Genomic DNA, 19,470 nt, shown 5'->3' with positions numbered 1-19,470 from the left:
CCTCAGAAGGCGAAGCGTTCGCGCTGGCGCGCGTCGCGCGCCTGCAGCCAGCCGATCACGCCGCGGCGCAGGCGGGCGCGCAGGCGGTCCCAGCGCGTGGGGTTGCTGACGATCTGCGCGCGGTAGAAGGAAGGGCACAGCACGGCGGCGTGCGAGACCTCGCCGCACAGGCCGCAGCCGACGCAGCTGTCGAGCACGGTGGCCACCGGGTCGGTGCGCAGCGGGTCGGGGTTGGGCTTGATCGACAGCGAAGGGCAGCCCGACAGGCGGATGCAGGAGTGGTCGCCGGTGCAGGTGTCCGGGTCGATGCCGAAGCGCTCGCGCACCACGCGCTCGCCGCGCGCGGCGGCGGCGCGCTGCAGCGGCTTCTCGCGGCGCTGGCGGTTGAGCATGCATTCGCTCTGCGCCACCAGCACCTTGGGGCCCTTCTCGCCGGTGGTCAGCGCCTCGCGCAGCGTGCCGACCATGGTCTTCAGGTCGTAGGTGCGGCGCACCGTCTTGACCCACTGCACGCCGACGCCGCGCACCGCGTTCTCGATCGCGTGGTTGGTGCTGCGCGTGGGGTTCTGCGCCTTCGACGAGAGGATGTCCTGCCCGCCGGTGGCCGAGGTGTAGCTGTTGTCGACGACGATGGTGAGGTTGTCGCTCCTGTTGAACACCGCGTTGGCGATGCCGCTGGTCAGCCCGTTGTGCCAGAAGCCGCCGTCGCCCATGACCGAGATGGCGCGCTTGCCCGCCGGCACGTTCAGCGCCGCGGCGCCGGCGCCGCCCAGGCCGTAGCCCATGGTGGTGTTGCCCAGGTTGAAGGGCGGCAGGATGGAGAACAGGTGGCAGCCGATGTCGGCGCTGACGTGGTGTTCGCCCAGCTCGCGCTCGACCAGCTTCATGGCGGTGAAGATCGGGCGCTCGGGGCAGCCGGTGCAAAAGCCCGGCGGCCGCGCGGCGATGCTGGCCTCGATCGGCTGCACCGGCTCGGGCAGCAGGGGAATCGTGCGGCGCTCGCGCACGGGCGCGGGCTGCGTCGCCAGCTTGCCGTGCGCCTGCAGGAAGCCGCGCAACCCCTGCAGCACCGCGGCCGTGGTGTACTCGCCGGCCATCGGCAGCAGGTCCTTGCCGTGCAGCGCCGTCGTGCTGCCGGCCTGGCGCAGGACGGTGGCGACGTTCTGCTCGACGAAATTGGGCTGGCCCTCCTCCACCACCAGCAGCGCGCGCTTGCCCTCGCAGAAGCGCAGCAGCTCCGCGTCGACCAGCGGGTAGGCCACGTTCATCACGTACAGCGGCACCTGCGTGTTGCCATACACGTCGGCCAGGCCGAGCTGCTGCAGCGCACGGATCACGGTGTTGTAGCTGCCGCCCTGCACCGCGATGCCGACGTCGTCGGCCTGCTCTGCGAAGAACTCGTTCAGGCCGCGCTCCTGGATGAAGCGCACCGCGGCGGGCCAGCGCTCCTTCACCTTTTCCTGCTCGTGCACGAAGCTGGCGGGCGGCAGCACGATGCGGCTGACGTCGCGCTGCGGCTGCTCCATCGCCTGCTGGATGCTGAAGGCGGCGCGGCGGTTGGCGCTGGCGGTGAACTCGCCGTGCACGTGGCAGGCGCGGATGCGCAGCTGCAGCATCACCGGCGTGCGGCTGGCTTCCGAGAGGTCGAAGCCGTCCTTGACCGCCTGCACGATGCCGGGCAGGTTGGGCCGCGGGTCGAGCAGCCAGATCTGCGACTTCATCGCGAAGGCGTGGCTGCGCTCCTGCATGATCGACGAGCCCTCGCCATAGTCCTCGCCCACGATGACGAGCGCGCCGCCGGTGACGCCGCCGGAGGCGAGGTTGGCCAGCGCGTCGGAGGCGACGTTGGTGCCCACCGTGGCCTTGAAGGTCACCGCGCCGCGCAGCGGGTAGTTGACCGAGGCCGCCAGCGTGGCGGCGGCGGTGGCCTCGCTGGCGCTGTTCTCGAAGCGGATGCCGTGCTCGGCGAGGATGTCCTGCGCGTCGGCCAGCACGTCCATCAGGTGCGAGATCGGCGCGCCCTGGTAGCCGGCGATGTAGTTCACGCCCGACTCCAGCAGCGCCTTGGTCACGGCCAGGATGCCCTCGCCGCGGAACACCTCGCCGGCGCCCAGGCGCAGCTTCTTCACTTCCTCGACGAACGAACGCTCGGCCATGCCGGACCCTTCTTCCAAAGCCCGCGTGGGGTGCGGGAATCAATGATTTTGGATGGATCGTAGCGGCATCGCTTGAAAAGTAAATATATCCAAATTCATGGTTTTCCCTGGTCCGGGGCGCCCCTGCCGGCGGTGCCGCCCGCGTGCCGGCACCGCGAAAACCCTGAGGCCGAATGTCGTCGCGACGACTGAGTCGCCCCGTCCCCCGCCCGAACATGCGCCCCTACCACGACCGCACCCGAAGACGCCATGAGCAAGCGCAAAGTCATCGTCACCATCGCCCCCACCGGCGGCATGGCCCACAAGTCGCAGAATCCGCACCTGCCCACCCAGCCCGACGAGATCGCCGAGGACGTGGTGCGCTGCTGGAACGCCGGCGCCAGCGTGGCGGCCATCCACGCGCGGCGGCCCGACGACGGCGCCACCTGCGACGCGGGCGTCTACCGCGACATCAACACCCGCATCCGCGCGGCCGGCTGCGACATCGTGCTGAACAACTCCACCGGCGGCGGCGTGCACGGCGACATGGTCCGCGAGCTGCCCGGCGGGCGCTTCGAGATCGCGTGGGAGGAACGCATCAAGGGCATGGACGCCGGTGCCGAGATGTGCACGCTGGACGCCACCACGCTGAACCTGAGCTTCGGCGGGCGCGAGATCCTGATGGACACGCCGCTGTCCAAGGGCCGCGAGCTGGCCGCCGGCATGAAGGCGCGCGGCATCAAGCCCGAGTGGGAGGTGTTCGCCCACACGCACATCCTGCAGGACGTGACGACGCTGATCGAGGAAGGCCACGACGAGGCGCCGCACTTCATCAACCTGGTGATGAACGTGCACCGCAACTTCCAGAACGCGATGCCCTTCTCGCCGCGCTACCTGCAGCAGATGGTGGACGTGCTGCCGGCGAACAGCATCTTCTGCGTCAGCGGCATCGGGCCCTCGCAGCTGGAGGCCAACGTGGCCGCGCTGCTGCTGGGCGGCCATGCGCGCGTCGGCCTGGAGGACAACCTCTACTACCGCCACGGCGAGCTGGCGACCAACGTGCAGCTCACCGAGCGCATCGTGCGCCTGATCCGCGAGCTGGACATGGAGCCGGCCACACCCGAGGAGGCGCGCCGGATCATGGGCCTGCCGCGCACCGGCACGCCGCTGCCCGCCTTCGCACCCGCCGCGCTGGCGCAGGCCGCCTGACATGGACACCCCCCGTTCGGGCTGAGCTTGGCCTGTCCTGAGCTTGTCGAAGGATCGAAGCCCCGGGACCGCGCTTCGACAGGCTCAGCGTGAACGGGCAAGGGAGTTTCCGACGCTCTCGCGCACGCCTTCTTTCCCACCATCACGAGGAGACACAACGATGAACTTCACACGCACCGCCCTGGCCGCCGCCGCGCTGGCCTGCGCCGCCGGCGCCTCGGCCCAGATCTCGGACGACACCATCCGCATCGGCTTCATCAGCGACATGTCGGGCGTCTACCGCGACTACGACGGCCCGGCCGGCGCGGAGGCGATCCGCATGGCCATCGCCGACATGGGCGGGGCCGTCAACGGCAGGAAGATCGAGCTGGTGTCGGCCGACCACCAGAACAAGCCCGACATCGCCGCCGCCAAGGCGCGCGAGTGGTTCGACGTGGACAAGGTCGACATGCTGATCGGCGGCGTGAATTCCGGCGCCGCCATCGCCATGGCCGGCGTGGCGAAGGACAAGGGCAAGCCCTACTTCGTGGTCGGCTCCGGCGCGTCGAGCCTGACCAACGAGCACTGCTCGCCCTACACCGTGATGTACGCCTACGACACGGTGGCGATGGCCCGCGGCACCGCCAGCGCGGTGCTCAAGAACGGCGGCAAGCGCTGGTTCTTCGTGACCGCCGACTACGCCTTCGGCAACGCGCTGCAGACCGACGCGACCAAGGTGCTGGAAAGCGGCGGCGGCGCGGTGGCCGGCGCGGTCAAGCACCCGCTGGGCGCGAGCGATTTCTCCTCCTACATGCTGCAGGCCACCAACGCCAAGCCCGACGTGCTGGCGCTGGCCAACGCGGGCGGCGACACCGTCAACGCCATCAAGTCGGCGGCCGAGTTCGGCCTGGCGCAGAAGATGAAGCTGGCCGGCATGATCATCACCATCCAGGACGTGCACGCGCTGGGCCTGAAGACGGCGCAGGGCATGTACCTCACCGACAGCTGGTACTGGAACCAGAGCCCCGAGGCGCGCACATGGGCGCAGCGCTTCTACGAGAAGCACAAGCGCATGCCCACCTCCTTCCACGCCGGCGACTACTCGGCCGCGCTGCAGTACCTGAAGGCGGTGCAGGCCGCCGGCACCGACGACGGCGCGAAGGTGATGGCACAGCTCAAGAAGACGAAGTTCAACGACATGTTCGTCAAGGACGGCTGGCTGCGCGACGACGGCCTGATGGTGCACGACATGCACCTGATGCAGGTGAAGACGCCGGCCGAGTCGAAGGAGCCCTGGGACTACTACAAGGTGGTGGAGTCGATCCGCGGCGAGGCCGCCTGGACCACGCGCGCCGAGAGCAAGTGCACACGCTGGAAGGCGTCATGAGCGATCCCGCGATGATCCGCCGCGTCGGCGTGGTCGGCACCGGCGTGATCGGCGCCAGCTGGGCCGCCTTCTTCCTGGCCCGCGGGCTCGACGTCACCGCCACCGACCCGGCGCCCGGCGCCGAGCAGCGCCTGCGCGACGCGGTGCGCCGCCACTGGCCGACGATGCAGCGCATGAGCCTGGCCGACGGCGCCTCGCCGGATCGCCTGCGCTTCGAGCCCCAACTCGAACGCGCACTGGAAGGCTGCGACTTCGTGCAGGAAAGCGGCCCCGAGCGCGCCGACTTCAAGGCCGACCTGTACGCCCGCATGGACGCCGCCACGCCGCCGCAGGTGCTGCTGGCCAGCAGCAGCAGTGGCCTGCCCGTCAGCGGCATGCAGGTGCGCTGCGAGGCGCCGCAGCGCGTGGTGCTGGGCCACCCGTTCAACCCGCCGCACCTGATCCCGCTGGTGGAGGTGGGCGGCGGCGAGGCCACCTCGGCCGAGAGCATCCGGCGCGCGATGGACTTCTACGCCGCGCTCGGCAAGCGGCCGATCCACGTGCGGCGCGAGATCCTCGGCCACATCGCCAACCGGCTGCAGGCCGCGCTGTGGCGCGAGGCCTTCCACCTGGTCGACCAGGGCGTGGCCAGCGTGGCCGACATCGACACCGCCATCGCCCACGGCCCCGGCCTGCGCTGGGCGCTGATGGGGCCCTTCATGAACCTGCACCTCTCGGGCGGGGAGGGCGGCATGGCGCACCTGCTGGAGCACCTGGGCGGCCCGATCGAGAGCTGGTGGCACGACCTGGGCGACCCCTCGATGACGGCCGAGCTGAAGGCCCACGTGGTGCAGGGCGTGGCCGACGAGCGCGGCGCGCGCAGGGAAGAAGCGCTGGAGCGCACCCGCGACGACCTGCTGATCGACCTGATCCGCGCCAAGGGCGCCGGCGGTACGCTGCCGTAGAGGAGACGACAAGCCATGCAAGCCATCGACTTCCTGGCCGACCCGGCGCAGGTCGCGCCGCCGCGCACCGTGCGCATCGACTTCGACGACGGCAGCTTCTCGCTGCGCTCGCCTGTCGCGCTGCAACCCTACGCCCGCTGCATCGGCGAATGGGTCGAGCGCTGGGCGCGCGAGACGCCCGACGCGCTGGCACTCGCCGAACGCACGCCCGACGGCGACGGCTGGCGGCGCCTCACCTACGGCGAGCTGCGGCGCGACGTCGGCCGTGTGGCGCAGGCCCTGCTCGACCTGGACCTGCCGCCCCAGCGGCCCATCGCCATCCTCTCCGACAACGCCATCGATCACGCCGTGATGATGCTGGCGACGATGCACATCGGCCGCGCGAGCTGCTCGCTGTCCAGCGCCTATTCGCGGCTGACCCAGGACTTCGGCCGCCTGCGCGGCATGCTGCAGTTGCTGGGCCCGGCGCTGGTCTATGCCTCCGATGCGAAGGTCTACGGGCCCGCCATCGCCGCCTGCGACCTGGACGTGCCCTGCGTCTTCAGCGCGAACGCGGACCAGTGGCCTGGCGGCCTCGACCTCGCCGCGCTGCGCGCCACACCCGAGACGCCGGCCGTGCGCGAGGCCTTCGAGGCCATCACGCCCGAGACGCACGCCAAGTACCTGCTGACCTCCGGCTCCACCGGCCACCCCAAGGCGGCCGTCAACACGCACCGCATGCTGTGCGCCAACCAGCAGATGATGGCGCAGACCTGGCGCTTCCTGGAGCATCGCAGCCCCCAGGCGGCTTCGCCGCCGCCCCCCGAGGGGGACGAGCCGGCTTGGGGCGGCCCGGCACCGGCTCGCGAGGCGCCGGTGCTGGTGGACTGGCTGCCCTGGAGCCACACCTTCGGCGGCAACCACAACCTGCACATGGTGCTGGCGCACGGCGGCGCGCTCCACATCGACGAGGGCCGGCCCGCGCCGGGCCTGATCGAGAAGACCGCGCGCAACCTGCGCGAGGTGAAGCCCACGCTGTGGTTCAACGTGCCGCGCGGCTTCGACATGATGCTGCCGCTGATGGAGGCCGACGACGCATTGGCGGCGGACGTGCTCTCGCGCCTGCGGCTGGCCTTCTACGCGGCGGCGGCGCTCTCGCCCTCGACGTGGCAGCGCCTCTCGGCACTGGCCGAGCGGGTGCGGCCCGGCAGGCCCCTGTGGCTCACCACCTCCTGGGGGTGCACCGAGACCTCGCCGGCCATCACCTCGGCGCACTGGGCGCTCGACGGCGCCGGCTGCATCGGCAACCCGCTGCCCGGCATGGAGGTGCGCTTCGTGCCCAACGGCGGCAAGCTGGAGATGCGCATCAAGGGCGTCTCCGTCTTCCCCGGCTACCGCGACATGCCGCGCGAGACGGCGGCCGCCTTCGACGACGAGGGCTACTACCGCGTCGGCGATGCCGGCCGGCTGCTCGACGAAGCGCGGCCCGAGCGCGGCATCGTCTTCGACGGCCGCGTGGCGGAGGACTTCAAGCTCGGCAGCGGCACCTGGGTCTCGGTCGGCCCGCTGCGCATCGAGCTGGTGTCGCAGCTCGCGCCCTGGGTGCAGGACCTGGTGGTCACCGGCCACGACCGCGAGGCCGTCGGCCTGCTGGTCTTCCCCAGCCCGCAGGGCGCGGCCGAGCCGGCGAAGCTGGCCGAGGCGCTGCGCGCCGTGCTGCGCCGGCGGCGCGACGAAGGCCTGGGCTCGGCCCGCTGCCCGACCTGCGCGCTGGTGCTCGACACGCCGCCGCATGCGGACAGCGGGGAGATCACGGACAAGGGCTACATCAACCAGCGGGCGGTGCTGGCGCGGCGGGCGGGGGACGTGGCGCGGCTGTATGACGGCAGCGATGCGGCGGTGATCCGCTGAGCGTCGAATATTCCGCGGGCCGAGGTGCAGTGCACTCTCATCGGGCGGCCGTGACCACCACCCAGTCCGACAACAGCGGCACCGACGCGCAGAAGGGGCCGCCATCGGCGGCGGTCCCCCGGACGCGGGCCTGCAGCTTTCCACCCTTGGCGATGGCCTCCCGTGCGAGCGCGGCGGAAATGCCGGTGATGGGAACCTTGGCGCGACGCGCCCAGGCGGTCCCGGACTGGCCCGCGTAGGTGCCGGAGTTGACATACACGAACCGGCTCGCGGGCGGCCCCTGCGTGAACTCGCCGGTGAGGCCCATCGGGTCCTTGGACAGATCGACCTGAACGGAGAAGTCGAAGCTCAGCGTCCCCGCCGATTCGGTGGCCGGGAGCAGCTCCGATTTGCCGCGCTGCATGGCGAAGCGAACGTCCGGCTGCGGCTCGGTCACGATCAGGCGAAGGGCAAGGGTCTGCTTCATGGTGGACGGCCGAATATGCCGCGCCACGGGTCATCAGGCAAACCGGCCCCGCGCGAAACGTCACCGCGCCACAATGCGCCGTCTGCCATCCAAGGTCTTCCCATGCTCGCCCTCTCCGACTTCCTCATCACCAAGAAGTGGCCCGCCGCCCACCCCGACCGCCTGCAGCTGTATTCGCTGCCCACGCCCAACGGCGTGAAGGCGTCGATCATGCTGGAGGAGTGCGGCCTGCCCTACGAGCCGCACCGCGTGGATTTCGGCAGCAACGACCAGCTCTCGCCCGAGTTCGTCTCGCTCAACCCGAACAACAAGATCCCCGCGATCATCGACCCCGACGGCCCGGGCGGCAAACCGCTGGCGCTCTTCGAGTCGGGCGCGATCCTGATGTACCTGGCCGACAAGACGGGCCGCTTCATCCCGCAGGACGCGGCCGCGCGCTGGCACACGCTGCAGTGGGTGATGTTCCAGATGGGCGGGATCGGGCCCATGTTCGGCCAGCTCGGCTTCTTCCACAAGTTCGCCGGCAAGGACTACGAGGACAAGCGCCCGCGCGACCGCTACGTGGCCGAGAGCAAACGCCTGCTGGGCGTGCTCGACAGGCATCTGGCGGGCCGCGACTGGATCATGGGGAGCGACTACACGGTGGCCGACATCGCGACCTTCCCGTGGGTGCGCAACCTGATCGGCTTCTACGAGGCGCGCGAACTGGTGGGCTTCGACGACTTCGCCAACGTGGCGCGCGCGCTCGACGCCTTCGTCCGGCGGCCCGCGGTGGAGCGCGGGTTGCAGATTCCCGCACCGCCGAAGGCCTGACGCCGCCGCTCAGCGCAGGAAGGGCAGGCGCAGCAGCGCGTGCCGCTGCCGGCGCCGCCTGCCGAGCAGCGCGGCCAGGCCCAGGCCGAGCAGCGCCGAGGAGGCGGCCATCGCCAGCGCCGGCGTGCGCCATGACGCGGCGCGTGCCGGCCGGGGCGCGGCGCCGCGGCTGGCGGCCTCGGGCGAGGGCGTGGGGCTGATGGTCACCGACACCGGGTCGCTGGCCGGGAAGGAGGCCTCGATGCCTTCGTCCAGCGTCTGCTCGTCGGGCTCCCGCCGCTCGGGCGTGGGCACCTTCTCGGCGGCGTCGGGCCGCTTGGCGGTGGGGAAGCGGAAGGCATCGCCGCGCGGTGCGTCGTCGGCAGGGGTGGTCATGGCCGTCTCCTTGGGGAAGGTGTCATCGGTGCATCGGGTCGTCGTCCGGCAGCTCGGCGCTGCGCTGCAGCCGGGCGCGCTCCAGCTTGAGCGTCAGCGCCAGGTGCCGCGCACGGGCCGCCTCGTCGTCCTCGCGCGGGTCGCGCAGGAAGCGCAGGTACTCGTCGCTCTCCTCGGCGCTCAGGCCGGCCAGCACCTCGTTGCCCTCGGCGGTGACGGCCAGGGCGCCGGTGCGGGCCAGCTCGTCGTGCTCCTCCGGCGCCAGCGAGAGCGGCGTGATGGGCGCGGAGGACGGACGGGTTCGGTTCATGGCGGCACCTCGCGGGGGCGGCAGGCAACGGCCTTTTCGCGGCCGGCCCGGCTTGGTTTCCAGCCTAGCGCATGCCGGCGCCGGCGGTGTGGGACGTGGCTGCGATGCGGGTAGGAGGAAGCGCACCCCTGCGTCACCGGCGGGCGGGTCCGGCGGGCGGCGCCTGCTCCTTCGGCTGCCTTTCCTCCTTCTCCCGCTCCTCATCGTCGTCGTCGAACCACTGCTCCAGCTGCTGCCCGATGCGCGCGCCGATGACCGCCCCCGCGCCCGGGAGCACCGCATTGCCGGCCGCGGCGCCGGCCAGCGCCCCGCCGGACAGCGACAGTTGCGGCGCGTCCAGCGTGCCGCCCAGGCGCAGCGGCATGCCGACCACGCCGTCGACCAGGTCCACCGCGATGTCGCCCGACAGCCGGCGGTTGAGCACCTGCACGCGGCCGCTGGCGCCGAGCACGCCCGAGCGCGCCTTGAGCCCGCTGTAGCGCAGGCGCACGCCGTCGCCGGTGGCCCGGGTGTCGAGCACGCCGGTGAGTTCGTCCAGCACGGTCTGCCCCTCGCGCTGGCGGCCGGCGGTCCGCACGGTGCGCGCGAGGTCGAAATGCCGCAGCGTCGCCGGCCGCACCGTGAAGCGGGTGCGGGTGTGCAGGCTGCGCACCAGCTCGCCCACCCCGCGGCCCTCGGCCTCCAGCGTCGTCTCGCCGTCGACGCGGCCCAACACGGCCGAATGCCGGCCGAAGGCGCCCACCAGCGCCTCCAGGTCCACACCGCGCGGCGACAGCGCGGCCTGCAGGCGCAGGCGGCCCTGTCGCGGGCCGGTCAGCGTGGCCTCGCCGTTCCAGGTGCCGCCGCCCGCGTCGATGCCCACGCGCCAGCGCTCGGTGAGCACGTCGCCGCGGCCGTCGCTGTCGTCGTAGCGCTCCTCCTGGCGCGCCAGGCGCAGCCGGGCGGGCGGCGTCACGCCCGGCCGCTCGACCACGGCGCGGCGCGGGCGCCATTGCGTGCCGAACTCGACCTCGCCGTCGTAGGCGAGGGCGATGCCGCGGCGGTCGATCCACGTGGCGCCGCGGAACACGACGCGCTGCACCGGGACCGGCGCCAGCGTCCATCCGCCGCCCGCCGGCGCCTCACCGGCCGCCGCCTCGCGCCCGCGGAAAGCCCGCACCGAGGCGCGCGGCAGCACCAGGCCCTCGGCTTCCACGCGCACGAGTTCGATGCGGCGCGACAGCGCGGCGCGCCACGAGGGATAGGCCGCGAGGCGGCGCAGCGTGATCGGCTGCGGCTGGCGGGTGGCGACCTGCTCGAAGACGATGACCGGCGCCGGCCGCAGCGCCCAGTGCGCGCCGCCCACGCTCACGGCGACGCCGAAGCGCCGCTCGAACTCCGCCGCCGCGCGCCGGGCCAGCGCCTCGTCGTCCGGCAGCCAGGCCGCCAGCAGCGCGATGCCGGCCAGCAGCAGCACCGCCAGCGCCGCCGCGGCCACGGCCACGGCCACGGCCAGGCCGCGCAGCACGCGGCGGCCCGCCGGCGTGCGGACGGCTGCGGTGCCCGGTGCGGGAGTGGCCATGCATCCACTTATAGCCCTCGCCCCGCAGCGCCGCCAGCAGCGGCTGGCTATAGTCTCGCGACCCGGCGCCCGCCGTCGTTCCGGCGCCATGTTTTTTCGGAGAGCGCATGCGCATCTGGCAGAAAGAGATCTCGGTCGACATCCTCACCCGCGGCCAGGCCGGCACGGCGGCAGCACACCTGGGCATCGAGTTCCTCGAGGTGGGCGACGAGCACATCACCGCCCGCGTGCCGGTGGACGAGCGGACCCGCCAGCCCTACGGCATCCTGCACGGCGGCGTGTCGGTGGTGCTGGCCGAGACGCTGGGCTCCTGCGGGGCGCACTTCTCCGTCCCCGAAGGCGAGCGCGCCGTGGGCCTGGACATCAACGCCAACCACCTGCGCGCCGCCGCCAGCGGCTGGGTGACCGGCACCGCGCGGCCGGTGCACCGCGGCCGCAGCACGCAGGTCTGGCAGATCGAGCTGCGCAACGACGCCGGCGAACTGACCTGCGTCTCGCGCCTGACCATGGCGATCCTGCAGCCGCGCTGAGCCTTCCCTCTTTTCAACAACAACACCCGAGGAGACATCCATGAGCCTGTTCAGCTGGCGCGAAGTCGCCATGAGCCCCGGCGCCGTCGTCGCGCCCGACGAGCGCCTGCCCTGGCCGCAGACGGCCGCGATGGGGGTGCAGCACGTGATCGCCATGTTCGGCGCCACCGTGCTGGCGCCGATCCTGATGGGCTTCTCGCCCAACATCGCGATCCTGATGAGCGGCATCGGCACGCTGATCTTCTTCCTCGTCACCGGCGGGCGGGTGCCCAGCTACCTGGGTTCGAGCTTCGCCTTCATCGGCGTGGTGATCGCGGCCACCGGCTACGGCGGCCAGGGGCCCAATGCCAACCTGGCGGTTGCGCTGGGCGGCATCGTGGCCTGCGGCGTGCTCTACATCGTCATCGGCGCGATCGTGCAGGCCGTCGGCACCGGCTGGATCGAGCGCTTCATGCCGCCGGTGGTCACCGGCGCGGTGGTGGCGGTGATCGGCCTGAACCTCGCGCAGGTGCCGATCAAGAACATGGCGCCCACCAACTTCGACGCCTGGATGCAGGCCGTGACCTTCCTCAGCGTGGGCGTGGTGGCGGTGTTCACGCGCGGCATGGTGCAGCGCCTGCTGATCCTGGTGGGGCTGCTGCTGGCCAGCGTGGTCTACGCGCTGCTGACCAACGGGCTGGGCCTGGGCAAGCCGATGGACTTCTCCGGCATCGCCGCGGCGGCCTGGTTCGGCGCGCCGACCTTCACCACGCCGGTGTTCGAGGCCGGCGCGATGCTGCTGATCGCGCCGGTGGCGATCATCCTGGTGGCCGAGAACCTGGGCCACCTGAAGGCGGTGACGGCCATGACCGGCCGCAACCTCGACCCGCTGATCGGCCGCGCCTTCATCGGCGACGGCATCGCCACGGTGGTCAGCGGCGGCGCGGGCGGCACCGGCGTGACCACCTACGCCGAGAACATCGGCGTGATGGCGGCCACGCGCATCTACTCCACCGCGGTGTTCGTGGTGGCGGCGCTGATCGCGCTGCTGCTGGGCTTCTCGCCGAAGTTCGGCGCGCTGATCCAGGCGATCCCGCTGCCGGTGATGGGCGGCGTGAGCATCGTGGTGTTCGGCCTGATCGCGGTGGCCGGCGCCAAGATCTGGGTCGACAACAAGGTGGACTTCTCGCAGAACCGCAACCTCATCGTCGCGGCCATCACGCTGATCCTGGGCACCGGCGACTTCACGCTGAAGTTCGGCCAGTTCGCGCTGGGCGGCATCGGCACCGCCACCTTCGGCGCGATCATCCTCTGGGCCCTGCTCGGGCGCTCGCGCAACGCCTGAGCGGCCCGGCGGCTCAGGCGCCGCGCGGCGCCGCCTTGGCGGCCTTGACGGGCGCCGTCTTGCGCGCCGTCGCCACGGCCTTCCTGCGCGGCGCGGCCCAGCGCTCGCGCACAGGCGCCTCGGCAGGCTTTTCCGCCGGCGCGGCCTCCTGCATCAGCGCCATCAGCCTGCGGTGCTCGGCCAGCAGGTGGTCGCCGATCTCGTTCACGTCCGGCACCGCGCGGCGGCAGGCGATCAGGCCGTAGTCGAGCCGGCCGTTGTAGCTCTGCAGCGTGATGTTGAGCGCGGTGCCGTGGCTGGCGATGGACACCGGGTAGTAGCTGGTGACCAGGGCGCCGGCGAAGTACATGGGAAAGGGCGCACCCTGCACGTTGGAGACCGCCACGTTGGCGGCCGGCGGCAGCATGTTGACCAGCCCCGAGCGGCCGACGATGGAGGCCATGCCCGACATCAGCCAGGGCGCGGCGAACATCGGGAAGTCGTCCAGGATCACGGCCTTGAACCTGTTCATGGTCGACTTGGACTGGGTGGAGGACTGGTTGATCGCCTTCAGTCGCTCGACCGGGTCCTGCAGGTCGGAGGCCAGGCTGACCAGGATCATGCTCGCCTGGTTGTTGGCCGTGTCGTCGCCGGCCTCGCGCAGGCTCACCGGCACCGCCGCCACCATCGATTCGGCCGGCAGCTCGCTGCCGGCCTTGAGGTACTGGCGCAGCGCGCCGGAGACGGTGGCCAGCACCACGTCGTTGAGCGTCACGCCGAAGTGCCTGGCGATGGCCTTGGTCTCCGCCAGCGGAATGGTGCGGCCGGCGAAAGCGCGCTGGTTGGTGATGGAGACGTTGAAGGGCGTGCGCGGCGCCGTCAGCTTGTAGCGCCGGGCCAGCGCGCGCGGGTCCAGCTCGCGCGGCAGCTCCTGCGGCGCGGCGGCCATGTCGGCCAGCGCCTTGCCCAGCGCCGGCAGCATCTTGTAGAGCTTGACGTACTGCGCGGCGGTGTTGCGCAGGGCGGCGGTGGCCAGCTCGGCCATGCCGAGCTGGTAGCCGCTGCGGCGCGGCTTGCGGCGCGGCGGCCTCACCACGCGGCCGGCGGGCTCGAGGTCGAAGATCGCCTTGCCCACCTCCACGCCGGCCTGGCCGTCGATGCCGGCATGGTGCACCTTGGTGTAGAGCGCCACCTCGCCGCTCTTGAGGCCGTCGATGATGTAGAACTCCCACAGCGGCCGGCTGCGGTCGATCAGCGAGGAATGCAGCCGCGCCACGTACTGCTGGAGCTGCCGGTTGGTGCCGGGCTTGGGCAGCGTGATGTGGCGCACGTGGTAGTCGACGTCGATGTCGTCATCGTCCACCCACACCGGGTTGGACAGGTCGAAGGGCATCAGCGCGAGCTTGCGCGTGAACACGTCGGCCAGGTGGATGCGGCCGGCCATGAAGGCCTTGGCGTCCTCGTAGAAATCGCCCTGGTAGCCCTTGGGCAGCTGCAGCACGTTGAGCGAGCCCACGTGCATGGGCATCTCTGGCGTCTCGAAGTGCAGGAAGGTGGCGTCCAGGCCACTGAGGTGTTTCACGCGGTGCCTCCGTCTCGTCGTGCTGGGGTGCGCCGCGGCGCCTGCAGTGATGCAGCGCGGGCCGCGTGGCCCTTTGTACAGCGGCCGGCCGGGGCGCCACCTCCGCGTAAACGCGGGGGCTGCTGCACGGGACGGGAGCGGAAGGGAGGGGCGCCGAGCGGTCAGCGGCCCGACGGCAGGTCGGCGGCGATGGTGTCCGGGTCGGCCGCGACCGCGTGCACGGCGTAGATGCCGGCCGGGTGCCCGCCCAGGCGCACGTCGACCCGCTCGAAATAGGACATCAGGCTGCTGGCGGCATCGTGCAGGCAGTCGGCGATGCTCGCGAAGAAGTCCGGGCAGGGATGACCGGGCTGGCCTGGCTGGCCGGGGGCGCGGAGGCTGTAGGTGTAGACGCCGGGCCGCACCGGCCGCAGGTCCAGGATCGGGTTCATGCTCGTTCTTCTCCCTGATGTGCGCGCTGCCGCGGCCCTCCTATGCATGGGTGCGGGCCACGGCGCAGGCGCTAGTCTGCACCAGAGATGAACACTTTCGGCGTAGGACACGCACGATAGCAACGACTTGTGCACGGCAACATGCAAGCTTGCCCACTAGTGCCGACTTTGGCGACCTGAATTGCAACGCAGTGCAACACCTGTGGCCTGGCGCTGCGCCACCGGCGCACATGGCGGAAGCGGCGGGCCGGCCCGTTAGACTCGCACGCTTTGCGGCCGCGGTCCTGCGCGGCTTTCTGCAGCCTTCTTCCTCCCCTTTTCGATGACCGATGCATCCGCCGCGCGCAGCCGCGCGGTGTTCGAGTTCAAGAGCGCCACGCTGCCGCTGATCGCGGTGATCCTGAAGACCGCCGACCTGGCGGTGCTGACCGCGGCGCTCGACGTGCAACTGGCGGACTCGCCCGATTTCTTCGAGCAGGAGCCGGTGGTGATCGACCTCTCGCAGCTCTCGGAAGACGAGGCCCAGGCCGCCATCGACTTCGCCGCGCTGCGCCGCATCCTGTCGCGCCACCAGACGCAGCCGGTGGCGGTGCGCGGCGCCACCGAGGCGCAGGCGCTGGCCGCGCGCGCGGCGGGCCTGGCGATCGCGGCCATGCCGGTGGCGCCGCCGGCGCGACCGGCCGAGGCGCCCAGCCCGGCGCCGCAGATCGTGCGCGAGGTGCCGGTGCCGCAGGGCGGCACGCTGCTGATCGACCGGCCGCTGCGCTCGGGCCAGCAGGTGTACGCGCGCGGCGGCGACGTGATCGTGACCGAGGTGGTGAACTTCGGCGCCGAGGTGATCGCCGACGGCCACATCCACGTGTACGCACCGCTGCGCGGCAAGGCCATCGCCGGCGCGCGGGGCAACACGCAGGCGCGCATCTTCACCACCTGCCTGGAGGCGCAGCTGGTGGCGATCGCGGGCATCTACCGCACCTCCGAAGTGGCGCTTCCGGCGGCGGTGGCGGGCAAATCCGCACAGATCCGGCTGGCCGACGACAAGCTGCTGATGGAACCCATCGCGGGCTGAACGACACTTCCGACCGACACAGACAAGGCAACAAGGACTTCAGGCAAATGACCAAGATCGTGGTGGTGACCTCGGGCAAGGGCGGCGTCGGCAAGACGACCACCAGCGCCAGCTTTTCGTCGGGCCTGGCGCTGGCGGGCAAGAAGACGGCCGTGATCGACTTCGACGTCGGCCTGCGCAACCTGGACCTGATCATGGGCTGCGAGCGGCGCGTGGTGTACGACTTCGTGAACGTGATCCAGGGCGAGGCCAACCTCAAGCAGGCGCTCATCAAGGACAAGCAGCTCGACAACCTGTTCGTGCTGGCCGCCTCGCAGACGCGCGACAAGGAAGCGCTGACGCAGGAAGGCGTCGAGAAGGTGCTGAACGAGCTGCGCGGGATGGAGTTCGACTACATCGTCTGCGACTCGCCCGCCGGCATCGAGACCGGCGCGCTGATGGCGATGCACTTCGCCGACGAGGCGCTGATCGTGACCAACCCCGAGGTCTCGTCGGTGCGCGACTCCGACCGCATCCTGGGCATGCTGGGCTCCAAGACCAAGCGGGCCAAGGACGGCGCCGAGCCGATCAAGGAGCACCTGCTCATCACCCGCTACAACCCCAACCGGGTGGCCGACGGCCAGATGCTCTCGCTGGAGGACATCCAGGACATCCTGCGCATCAAGCTGATCGGCGTGATCCCCGAGTCCGAGTCCGTGCTGCAGGCCTCCAACCAGGGCGTGCCGGCGATCCACGACAAGGAGACCGAGGTGGCGCAGGCCTACAGCGACGTGGTGGCGCGCTTCCTCGGCGAAGACCGGCCGCTGCGCTTCATCGAGGCGGAAAAGCCCGGCTTCTTCAAGCGCCTGTTCGGGAGGTAAGGGCCATGTCCTTTCTCTCCTTCCTGCTCGGCGAGAAGAAGAAGACGGCCAGCGTCGCCAAGGAGCGGCTGCAGATCATCCTGGCGCACGAGCGCGGCAGCCTGGGCTCGCGCCGCCCGAACTACCTGCCCGAACTGCAGCGCGAGCTGGTGGCCGTGATCTCCAAGTACGTGTCGATCAAGCCCGAGGACATCAAGGTCAACCTGGAGAAGCAGGACGACCTGGAGGTGCTGGAGGTGAAGATCGAGCTGCCCGAGGCCGCGCCGGCCCGCTGACGCCGGCGCTCAGGCGGCCGCGACGAAGCGCGCCACCGCCTCGAGCACGGGGCCGTCGCGCAGCATGCGGCGATGGCCCAGGCCGCGCGTCTCGTGCATCCGTGCACCGGCGATGGCGCTGGCGAACGCCAGCCCGTCCGCGAAGGCGTTGACGCGGTCGTCCCGGTCATGCACTACCAGCGTCGGCTGCGCGATGCGCGGGCCGACGGCACGCGGCTCGAACTGCGACATCAGCACCCCCTCGCGTCCTTCCACGACGTCCTGCAGCCCCGCGCGCGTGCGTTCGCTCAGGGCGAAGGCCTGCGCGAAGTAGCGCGTGTAGTCGCGCGGCGAAGCCGGTGGCGCCAGCAGGACCAGGCGCCCCGCCGGCAGGCCCCGCGCCGCCGCCCATGCCGCGGCATTGGCGCCCAGCGAGTGGGCCACCACCGCCTTCGGTGCCGCATCGCGTTCCGCCTCGAGCCGCGCAGCCGCATAGCCGATCGCGCGCCCGAACTGCGGCAGGTTGCTGGTGCTGCCGGCACTGCGGCCGTGGGCCGGCAGGTCCAGCAGCACGGGCGCCATCCCTGCCGCGGCCAGCCGGGTCGCCAGCGGCAGCATCTGCCCTGCGTGCCCGCCCCAGCCATGCGCCAGCAGCACGGCCGGCGCCTGCGCATCGCCTGCTTCGGGGGTGTAGACGACGAGGCTGCCGTCCTCGAAGGGCCAGTGCACGCGGCGCCAGCCGGCCTGCGGCCACTGGTGGCGCTGCAGGCGGCGCGGCGGCAGGGGCGTGCAGAACAGGCGCGTGGCGGCGCGCACCGCCAGCGCCGGCCAGAACCGCTGCGAGGCGCCGAGGCCCCAGCGCGCCATCCGCGTGACTGCGCCGGCCTGGGCATAGAAGGCCGAGGCCGGGCTGGAGGAAGAAGCATCGACGCCGTTCATGCCGCGCTCCTCAGTACCAGCACCATGCCTGGTTGTCGCGCGGCAGCGCCGCGAGCGTGTCGCGCACCGCTTCGACGAGACGCCGCAGCGCGAGCGCGGCGGATCCGAGGACGAGGAGGCAGAGCATGAAGGCGATCATGGGATTCTCCAGTTAGCGCACGGTTGTGCGAAATTCAGATGAAGATGGACGAAGGCGCTGTGGCGTCGGACTGATTCAGGCCTGGTGGCTCTTCACCAGGCGCCGCCACGAGGCGGCGGCATGGGCGGCGGCGTTCGGGTCGCGCAGGAAGCGTGCGTCGTGCAGCAGCGTCATGACGACGCCGTTCAGCTCGCTGGCGACCTCGGCCGGATCGGTGTCCGCCCGCAGTTCGCCGGTGTCGATGGCCTGCTGCACCGTGCGGCGCAGCGCGGCGCGCCAGCGGATGATCTCGGCGTGGAGATGGTCGCGCAGCGGCCCGTCGCGGTCGTCCAGCTCGAAGGCGCCGGCCATGTAGATGCACCCGGCGTGCGTCTCGACGTCACGGGTGCGCGCGATCCATCGCTGGGCGATGTCCTCCAGCCGCGCCAGGCCCTTGGGCTTCTGCATGGCGGGCGCGAAGACCTCGGCCACGAAGCGGCGGCCGTATTCGTCGATGACGGCCTTCTGCAGGGCCTCGCGCGAGCCGGCGCGGGAGAACACCCCGCTCTTGGACAGCCCCAGCCGGTCGGCCACGGCCTGAAGGGTCAGCGCCTCCAGGCCCTCGGCGGCGACGAGATCGAGCGCGGCGCCGACGATGGCGGCGCGGGTCATTTCGCTCTTTTGCGTTCGGGCATCCATGCCGTCAATTTAGCACAGTTGTCTGAAAACTGCCTGCGCTAGGCGCGAAGCCTTGTACGCGGTATCGTCACCGGCGCTATCTATCCACCCAACCAACGACCAGGAGACTTGGCATGGCCACTCGCAAGACCACCGGCGCGGATGACAAGCGCGGCGCGGGCTCGAACCCCGCAGCCGACATGCAGGAGGCGTTCACCCAGTCGCTCAAGGGCATCACGGACCGGATGCAGGACCTGAACCTCACGGGCACCGCGGCCGCGCTGCTGGAGAACGGCCGCAAGGACATCGAGGCGCTGGTCGAGGCCAACAAGCGCTCCTACCAGGGGCTGCAGACCGTGGTGCAGCGCCAGACGGAGATGCTGCGCAACTCCGTCACCGAGTGGCAGGAGGCGATGAAGGGCCTGCCGGGCCAGGACATGAGCACCAACCTGTCCAAGCTCGACGAGATGGGCAAGGCCGCCTTCCAGCAGGCGCTCAACGACATCCGCGAGCTGGCCGACGTGGCGGCGAAGTCGCAGGCCGAGGCCTTCGAGATCGTGCGCAAGCGCGTCAGCGACAACGTGGAACAGGTCACCCAGCTCCTGCAGCAGGGCAGCGGCAGGAAGAAGTAGCGGGC

21 protein-coding genes are annotated in these 19,470 nt (G+C 71.3%); 11 read left to right on the top strand and 10 right to left on the bottom strand.

The features are described 5' to 3' along the window. Positions 1–2: 2 nt before the first annotated feature. Positions 3–2,156, bottom strand: a complete 2,154-nt coding sequence (locus Q392_RS05590) for a thiamine pyrophosphate-dependent enzyme (protein WP_038202618.1) — start codon at positions 2,154–2,156, stop codon at positions 3–5. A 249-nt stretch (positions 2,157–2,405) separates the two neighbouring features. Between Q392_RS05590 and Q392_RS05585 the strand changes: the two genes are divergently transcribed. The 4 genes from Q392_RS05585 to Q392_RS05570 all read left to right on the top strand — a co-directional run bounded on the left by Q392_RS05585 (position 2,406) and on the right by Q392_RS05570 (position 7,544). Next, positions 2,406–3,344 carry a beta-keto acid cleavage family enzyme gene (locus tag Q392_RS05585; protein ID WP_038202615.1) on the top strand — a complete coding sequence of 313 codons (939 nt, stop codon included), beginning with the start codon at positions 2,406–2,408 and terminating at the stop codon, positions 3,342–3,344. A gap of 160 nt (positions 3,345–3,504) precedes the next feature. Then, complete coding sequence (locus Q392_RS05580) at positions 3,505–4,710, top strand: ABC transporter substrate-binding protein (protein WP_038202612.1); 1,206 nt, start codon at positions 3,505–3,507, stop codon at positions 4,708–4,710. Beyond that, positions 4,707–5,654: a 3-hydroxyacyl-CoA dehydrogenase NAD-binding domain-containing protein gene (locus Q392_RS05575; RefSeq protein ID WP_038202609.1), complete on the top strand. Its 948-nt coding sequence runs from the start codon at positions 4,707–4,709 to the stop codon at positions 5,652–5,654. The genes Q392_RS05580 and Q392_RS05575 overlap by 4 nt, the downstream gene beginning before the upstream one ends. Positions 5,655–5,669: 15 nt before the next feature. Next, on the top strand, positions 5,670–7,544 hold the full coding sequence (locus Q392_RS05570) for a feruloyl-CoA synthase (protein ID WP_038202607.1): 1,875 nt from the start codon (positions 5,670–5,672) through the stop codon (positions 7,542–7,544). A gap of 37 nt (positions 7,545–7,581) precedes the next feature. Here the strand turns inward: Q392_RS05570 and Q392_RS05565 are convergent, their stop codons facing one another. After that, entirely contained in the window at positions 7,582–8,010 is a 429-nt protein-coding gene (locus tag Q392_RS05565) for a DUF5990 family protein (RefSeq protein WP_051952927.1), read from the bottom strand. A gap of 102 nt (positions 8,011–8,112) precedes the next feature. Between Q392_RS05565 and Q392_RS05560 the strand changes: the two genes are divergently transcribed. Then, positions 8,113–8,823: a glutathione S-transferase N-terminal domain-containing protein gene (locus tag Q392_RS05560; protein ID WP_038202603.1), complete on the top strand. Its 711-nt coding sequence runs from the start codon at positions 8,113–8,115 to the stop codon at positions 8,821–8,823. 9 nt (positions 8,824–8,832) lie between these two features. Here Q392_RS05560 and Q392_RS05555 read toward each other — a convergent pair whose 3' ends face one another. The 3 genes from Q392_RS05555 to Q392_RS05545 all read right to left on the bottom strand — a co-directional run bounded on the left by Q392_RS05555 (position 8,833) and on the right by Q392_RS05545 (position 11,069). Further along, positions 8,833–9,198, bottom strand: coding sequence for a hypothetical protein (locus Q392_RS05555; RefSeq protein WP_038202601.1), 366 nt, complete (start codon positions 9,196–9,198; stop codon positions 8,833–8,835). Positions 9,199–9,220: 22 nt separating this feature from the next. After that, positions 9,221–9,508 carry a hypothetical protein gene (locus Q392_RS05550; RefSeq protein ID WP_038202599.1) on the bottom strand — a complete coding sequence of 96 codons (288 nt, stop codon included), beginning with the start codon at positions 9,506–9,508 and terminating at the stop codon, positions 9,221–9,223. A gap of 133 nt (positions 9,509–9,641) precedes the next feature. Further along, positions 9,642–11,069, bottom strand: a complete 1,428-nt coding sequence (locus Q392_RS05545; RefSeq protein WP_245610642.1) for an AsmA-like C-terminal region-containing protein — start codon at positions 11,067–11,069, stop codon at positions 9,642–9,644. Positions 11,070–11,176: 107 nt separating this feature from the next. Here Q392_RS05545 and Q392_RS05540 point away from each other — a divergent pair, with 107 nt between their 5' ends. Both Q392_RS05540 and Q392_RS05535 read left to right on the top strand, forming a co-directional pair. Further along, the gene (locus tag Q392_RS05540) at positions 11,177–11,599 is read left to right on the top strand and encodes a PaaI family thioesterase (protein ID WP_038202594.1); all 423 of its coding nucleotides are present in this window, start codon (positions 11,177–11,179) and stop codon (positions 11,597–11,599) included. A gap of 40 nt (positions 11,600–11,639) precedes the next feature. Then, positions 11,640–12,923 carry a solute carrier family 23 protein gene (locus tag Q392_RS05535; protein WP_038202590.1) on the top strand — a complete coding sequence of 428 codons (1,284 nt, stop codon included), beginning with the start codon at positions 11,640–11,642 and terminating at the stop codon, positions 12,921–12,923. Between the two features lie 13 nt (positions 12,924–12,936). Here the strand turns inward: Q392_RS05535 and Q392_RS05530 are convergent, their stop codons facing one another. Together Q392_RS05530 and Q392_RS05525 are read right to left on the bottom strand one after the other, a co-directional pair. Next, complete coding sequence (locus tag Q392_RS05530; RefSeq protein WP_051952925.1) at positions 12,937–14,484, bottom strand: WS/DGAT/MGAT family O-acyltransferase; 1,548 nt, start codon at positions 14,482–14,484, stop codon at positions 12,937–12,939. Between the two features lie 161 nt (positions 14,485–14,645). Beyond that, positions 14,646–14,915: a hypothetical protein gene (locus Q392_RS05525; protein ID WP_038202587.1), complete on the bottom strand. Its 270-nt coding sequence runs from the start codon at positions 14,913–14,915 to the stop codon at positions 14,646–14,648. Positions 14,916–15,237: 322 nt separating this feature from the next. Here Q392_RS05525 and minC point away from each other — a divergent pair, with 322 nt between their 5' ends. Genes minC through minE form a run of 3 tightly spaced genes read left to right on the top strand, consistent with a single transcriptional unit; the run spans position 15,238 to position 17,119 of the window. Beyond that, positions 15,238–15,984 carry a septum site-determining protein MinC gene (gene minC, locus Q392_RS05520; protein ID WP_038202582.1) on the top strand — a complete coding sequence of 249 codons (747 nt, stop codon included), beginning with the start codon at positions 15,238–15,240 and terminating at the stop codon, positions 15,982–15,984. 47 nt (positions 15,985–16,031) lie between these two features. Beyond that, positions 16,032–16,844 carry a septum site-determining protein MinD gene (gene minD / locus Q392_RS05515; RefSeq protein WP_038202579.1) on the top strand — a complete coding sequence of 271 codons (813 nt, stop codon included), beginning with the start codon at positions 16,032–16,034 and terminating at the stop codon, positions 16,842–16,844. A gap of 5 nt (positions 16,845–16,849) precedes the next feature. Continuing rightward, the gene (gene minE, locus Q392_RS05510; RefSeq protein ID WP_038202576.1) at positions 16,850–17,119 is read left to right on the top strand and encodes a cell division topological specificity factor MinE; all 270 of its coding nucleotides are present in this window, start codon (positions 16,850–16,852) and stop codon (positions 17,117–17,119) included. 9 nt (positions 17,120–17,128) lie between these two features. Here the strand turns inward: minE and Q392_RS05505 are convergent, their stop codons facing one another. From Q392_RS05505 to Q392_RS05500, 3 genes are all read right to left on the bottom strand, one after another. Continuing rightward, the gene (locus Q392_RS05505; RefSeq protein WP_038202574.1) at positions 17,129–18,037 is read right to left on the bottom strand and encodes an alpha/beta hydrolase; all 909 of its coding nucleotides are present in this window, start codon (positions 18,035–18,037) and stop codon (positions 17,129–17,131) included. 10 nt (positions 18,038–18,047) lie between these two features. Beyond that, positions 18,048–18,176 carry a hypothetical protein gene (locus Q392_RS34030; protein ID WP_281173391.1) on the bottom strand — a complete coding sequence of 43 codons (129 nt, stop codon included), beginning with the start codon at positions 18,174–18,176 and terminating at the stop codon, positions 18,048–18,050. A 75-nt stretch (positions 18,177–18,251) separates the two neighbouring features. Next, positions 18,252–18,854, bottom strand: coding sequence for a TetR/AcrR family transcriptional regulator (locus Q392_RS05500; RefSeq protein WP_038202572.1), 603 nt, complete (start codon positions 18,852–18,854; stop codon positions 18,252–18,254). Between the two features lie 113 nt (positions 18,855–18,967). On the opposite strand from Q392_RS05500, the gene phaP reads away from it, so the two are divergent. Continuing rightward, positions 18,968–19,465, top strand: coding sequence for a TIGR01841 family phasin (phaP, locus tag Q392_RS05495; RefSeq protein WP_038202569.1), 498 nt, complete (start codon positions 18,968–18,970; stop codon positions 19,463–19,465). The last annotated feature ends 5 nt before the right edge of the window (positions 19,466–19,470 follow it).

The sequence above is a fragment of the Xenophilus azovorans DSM 13620 genome (assembly GCF_000745855.1).
GTDB classification, from domain to species: Bacteria; Pseudomonadota; Gammaproteobacteria; order Burkholderiales; family Burkholderiaceae_C; genus Xenophilus; species Xenophilus azovorans.
This window is presented reverse-complemented; position numbering and strand designations above follow the sequence as displayed.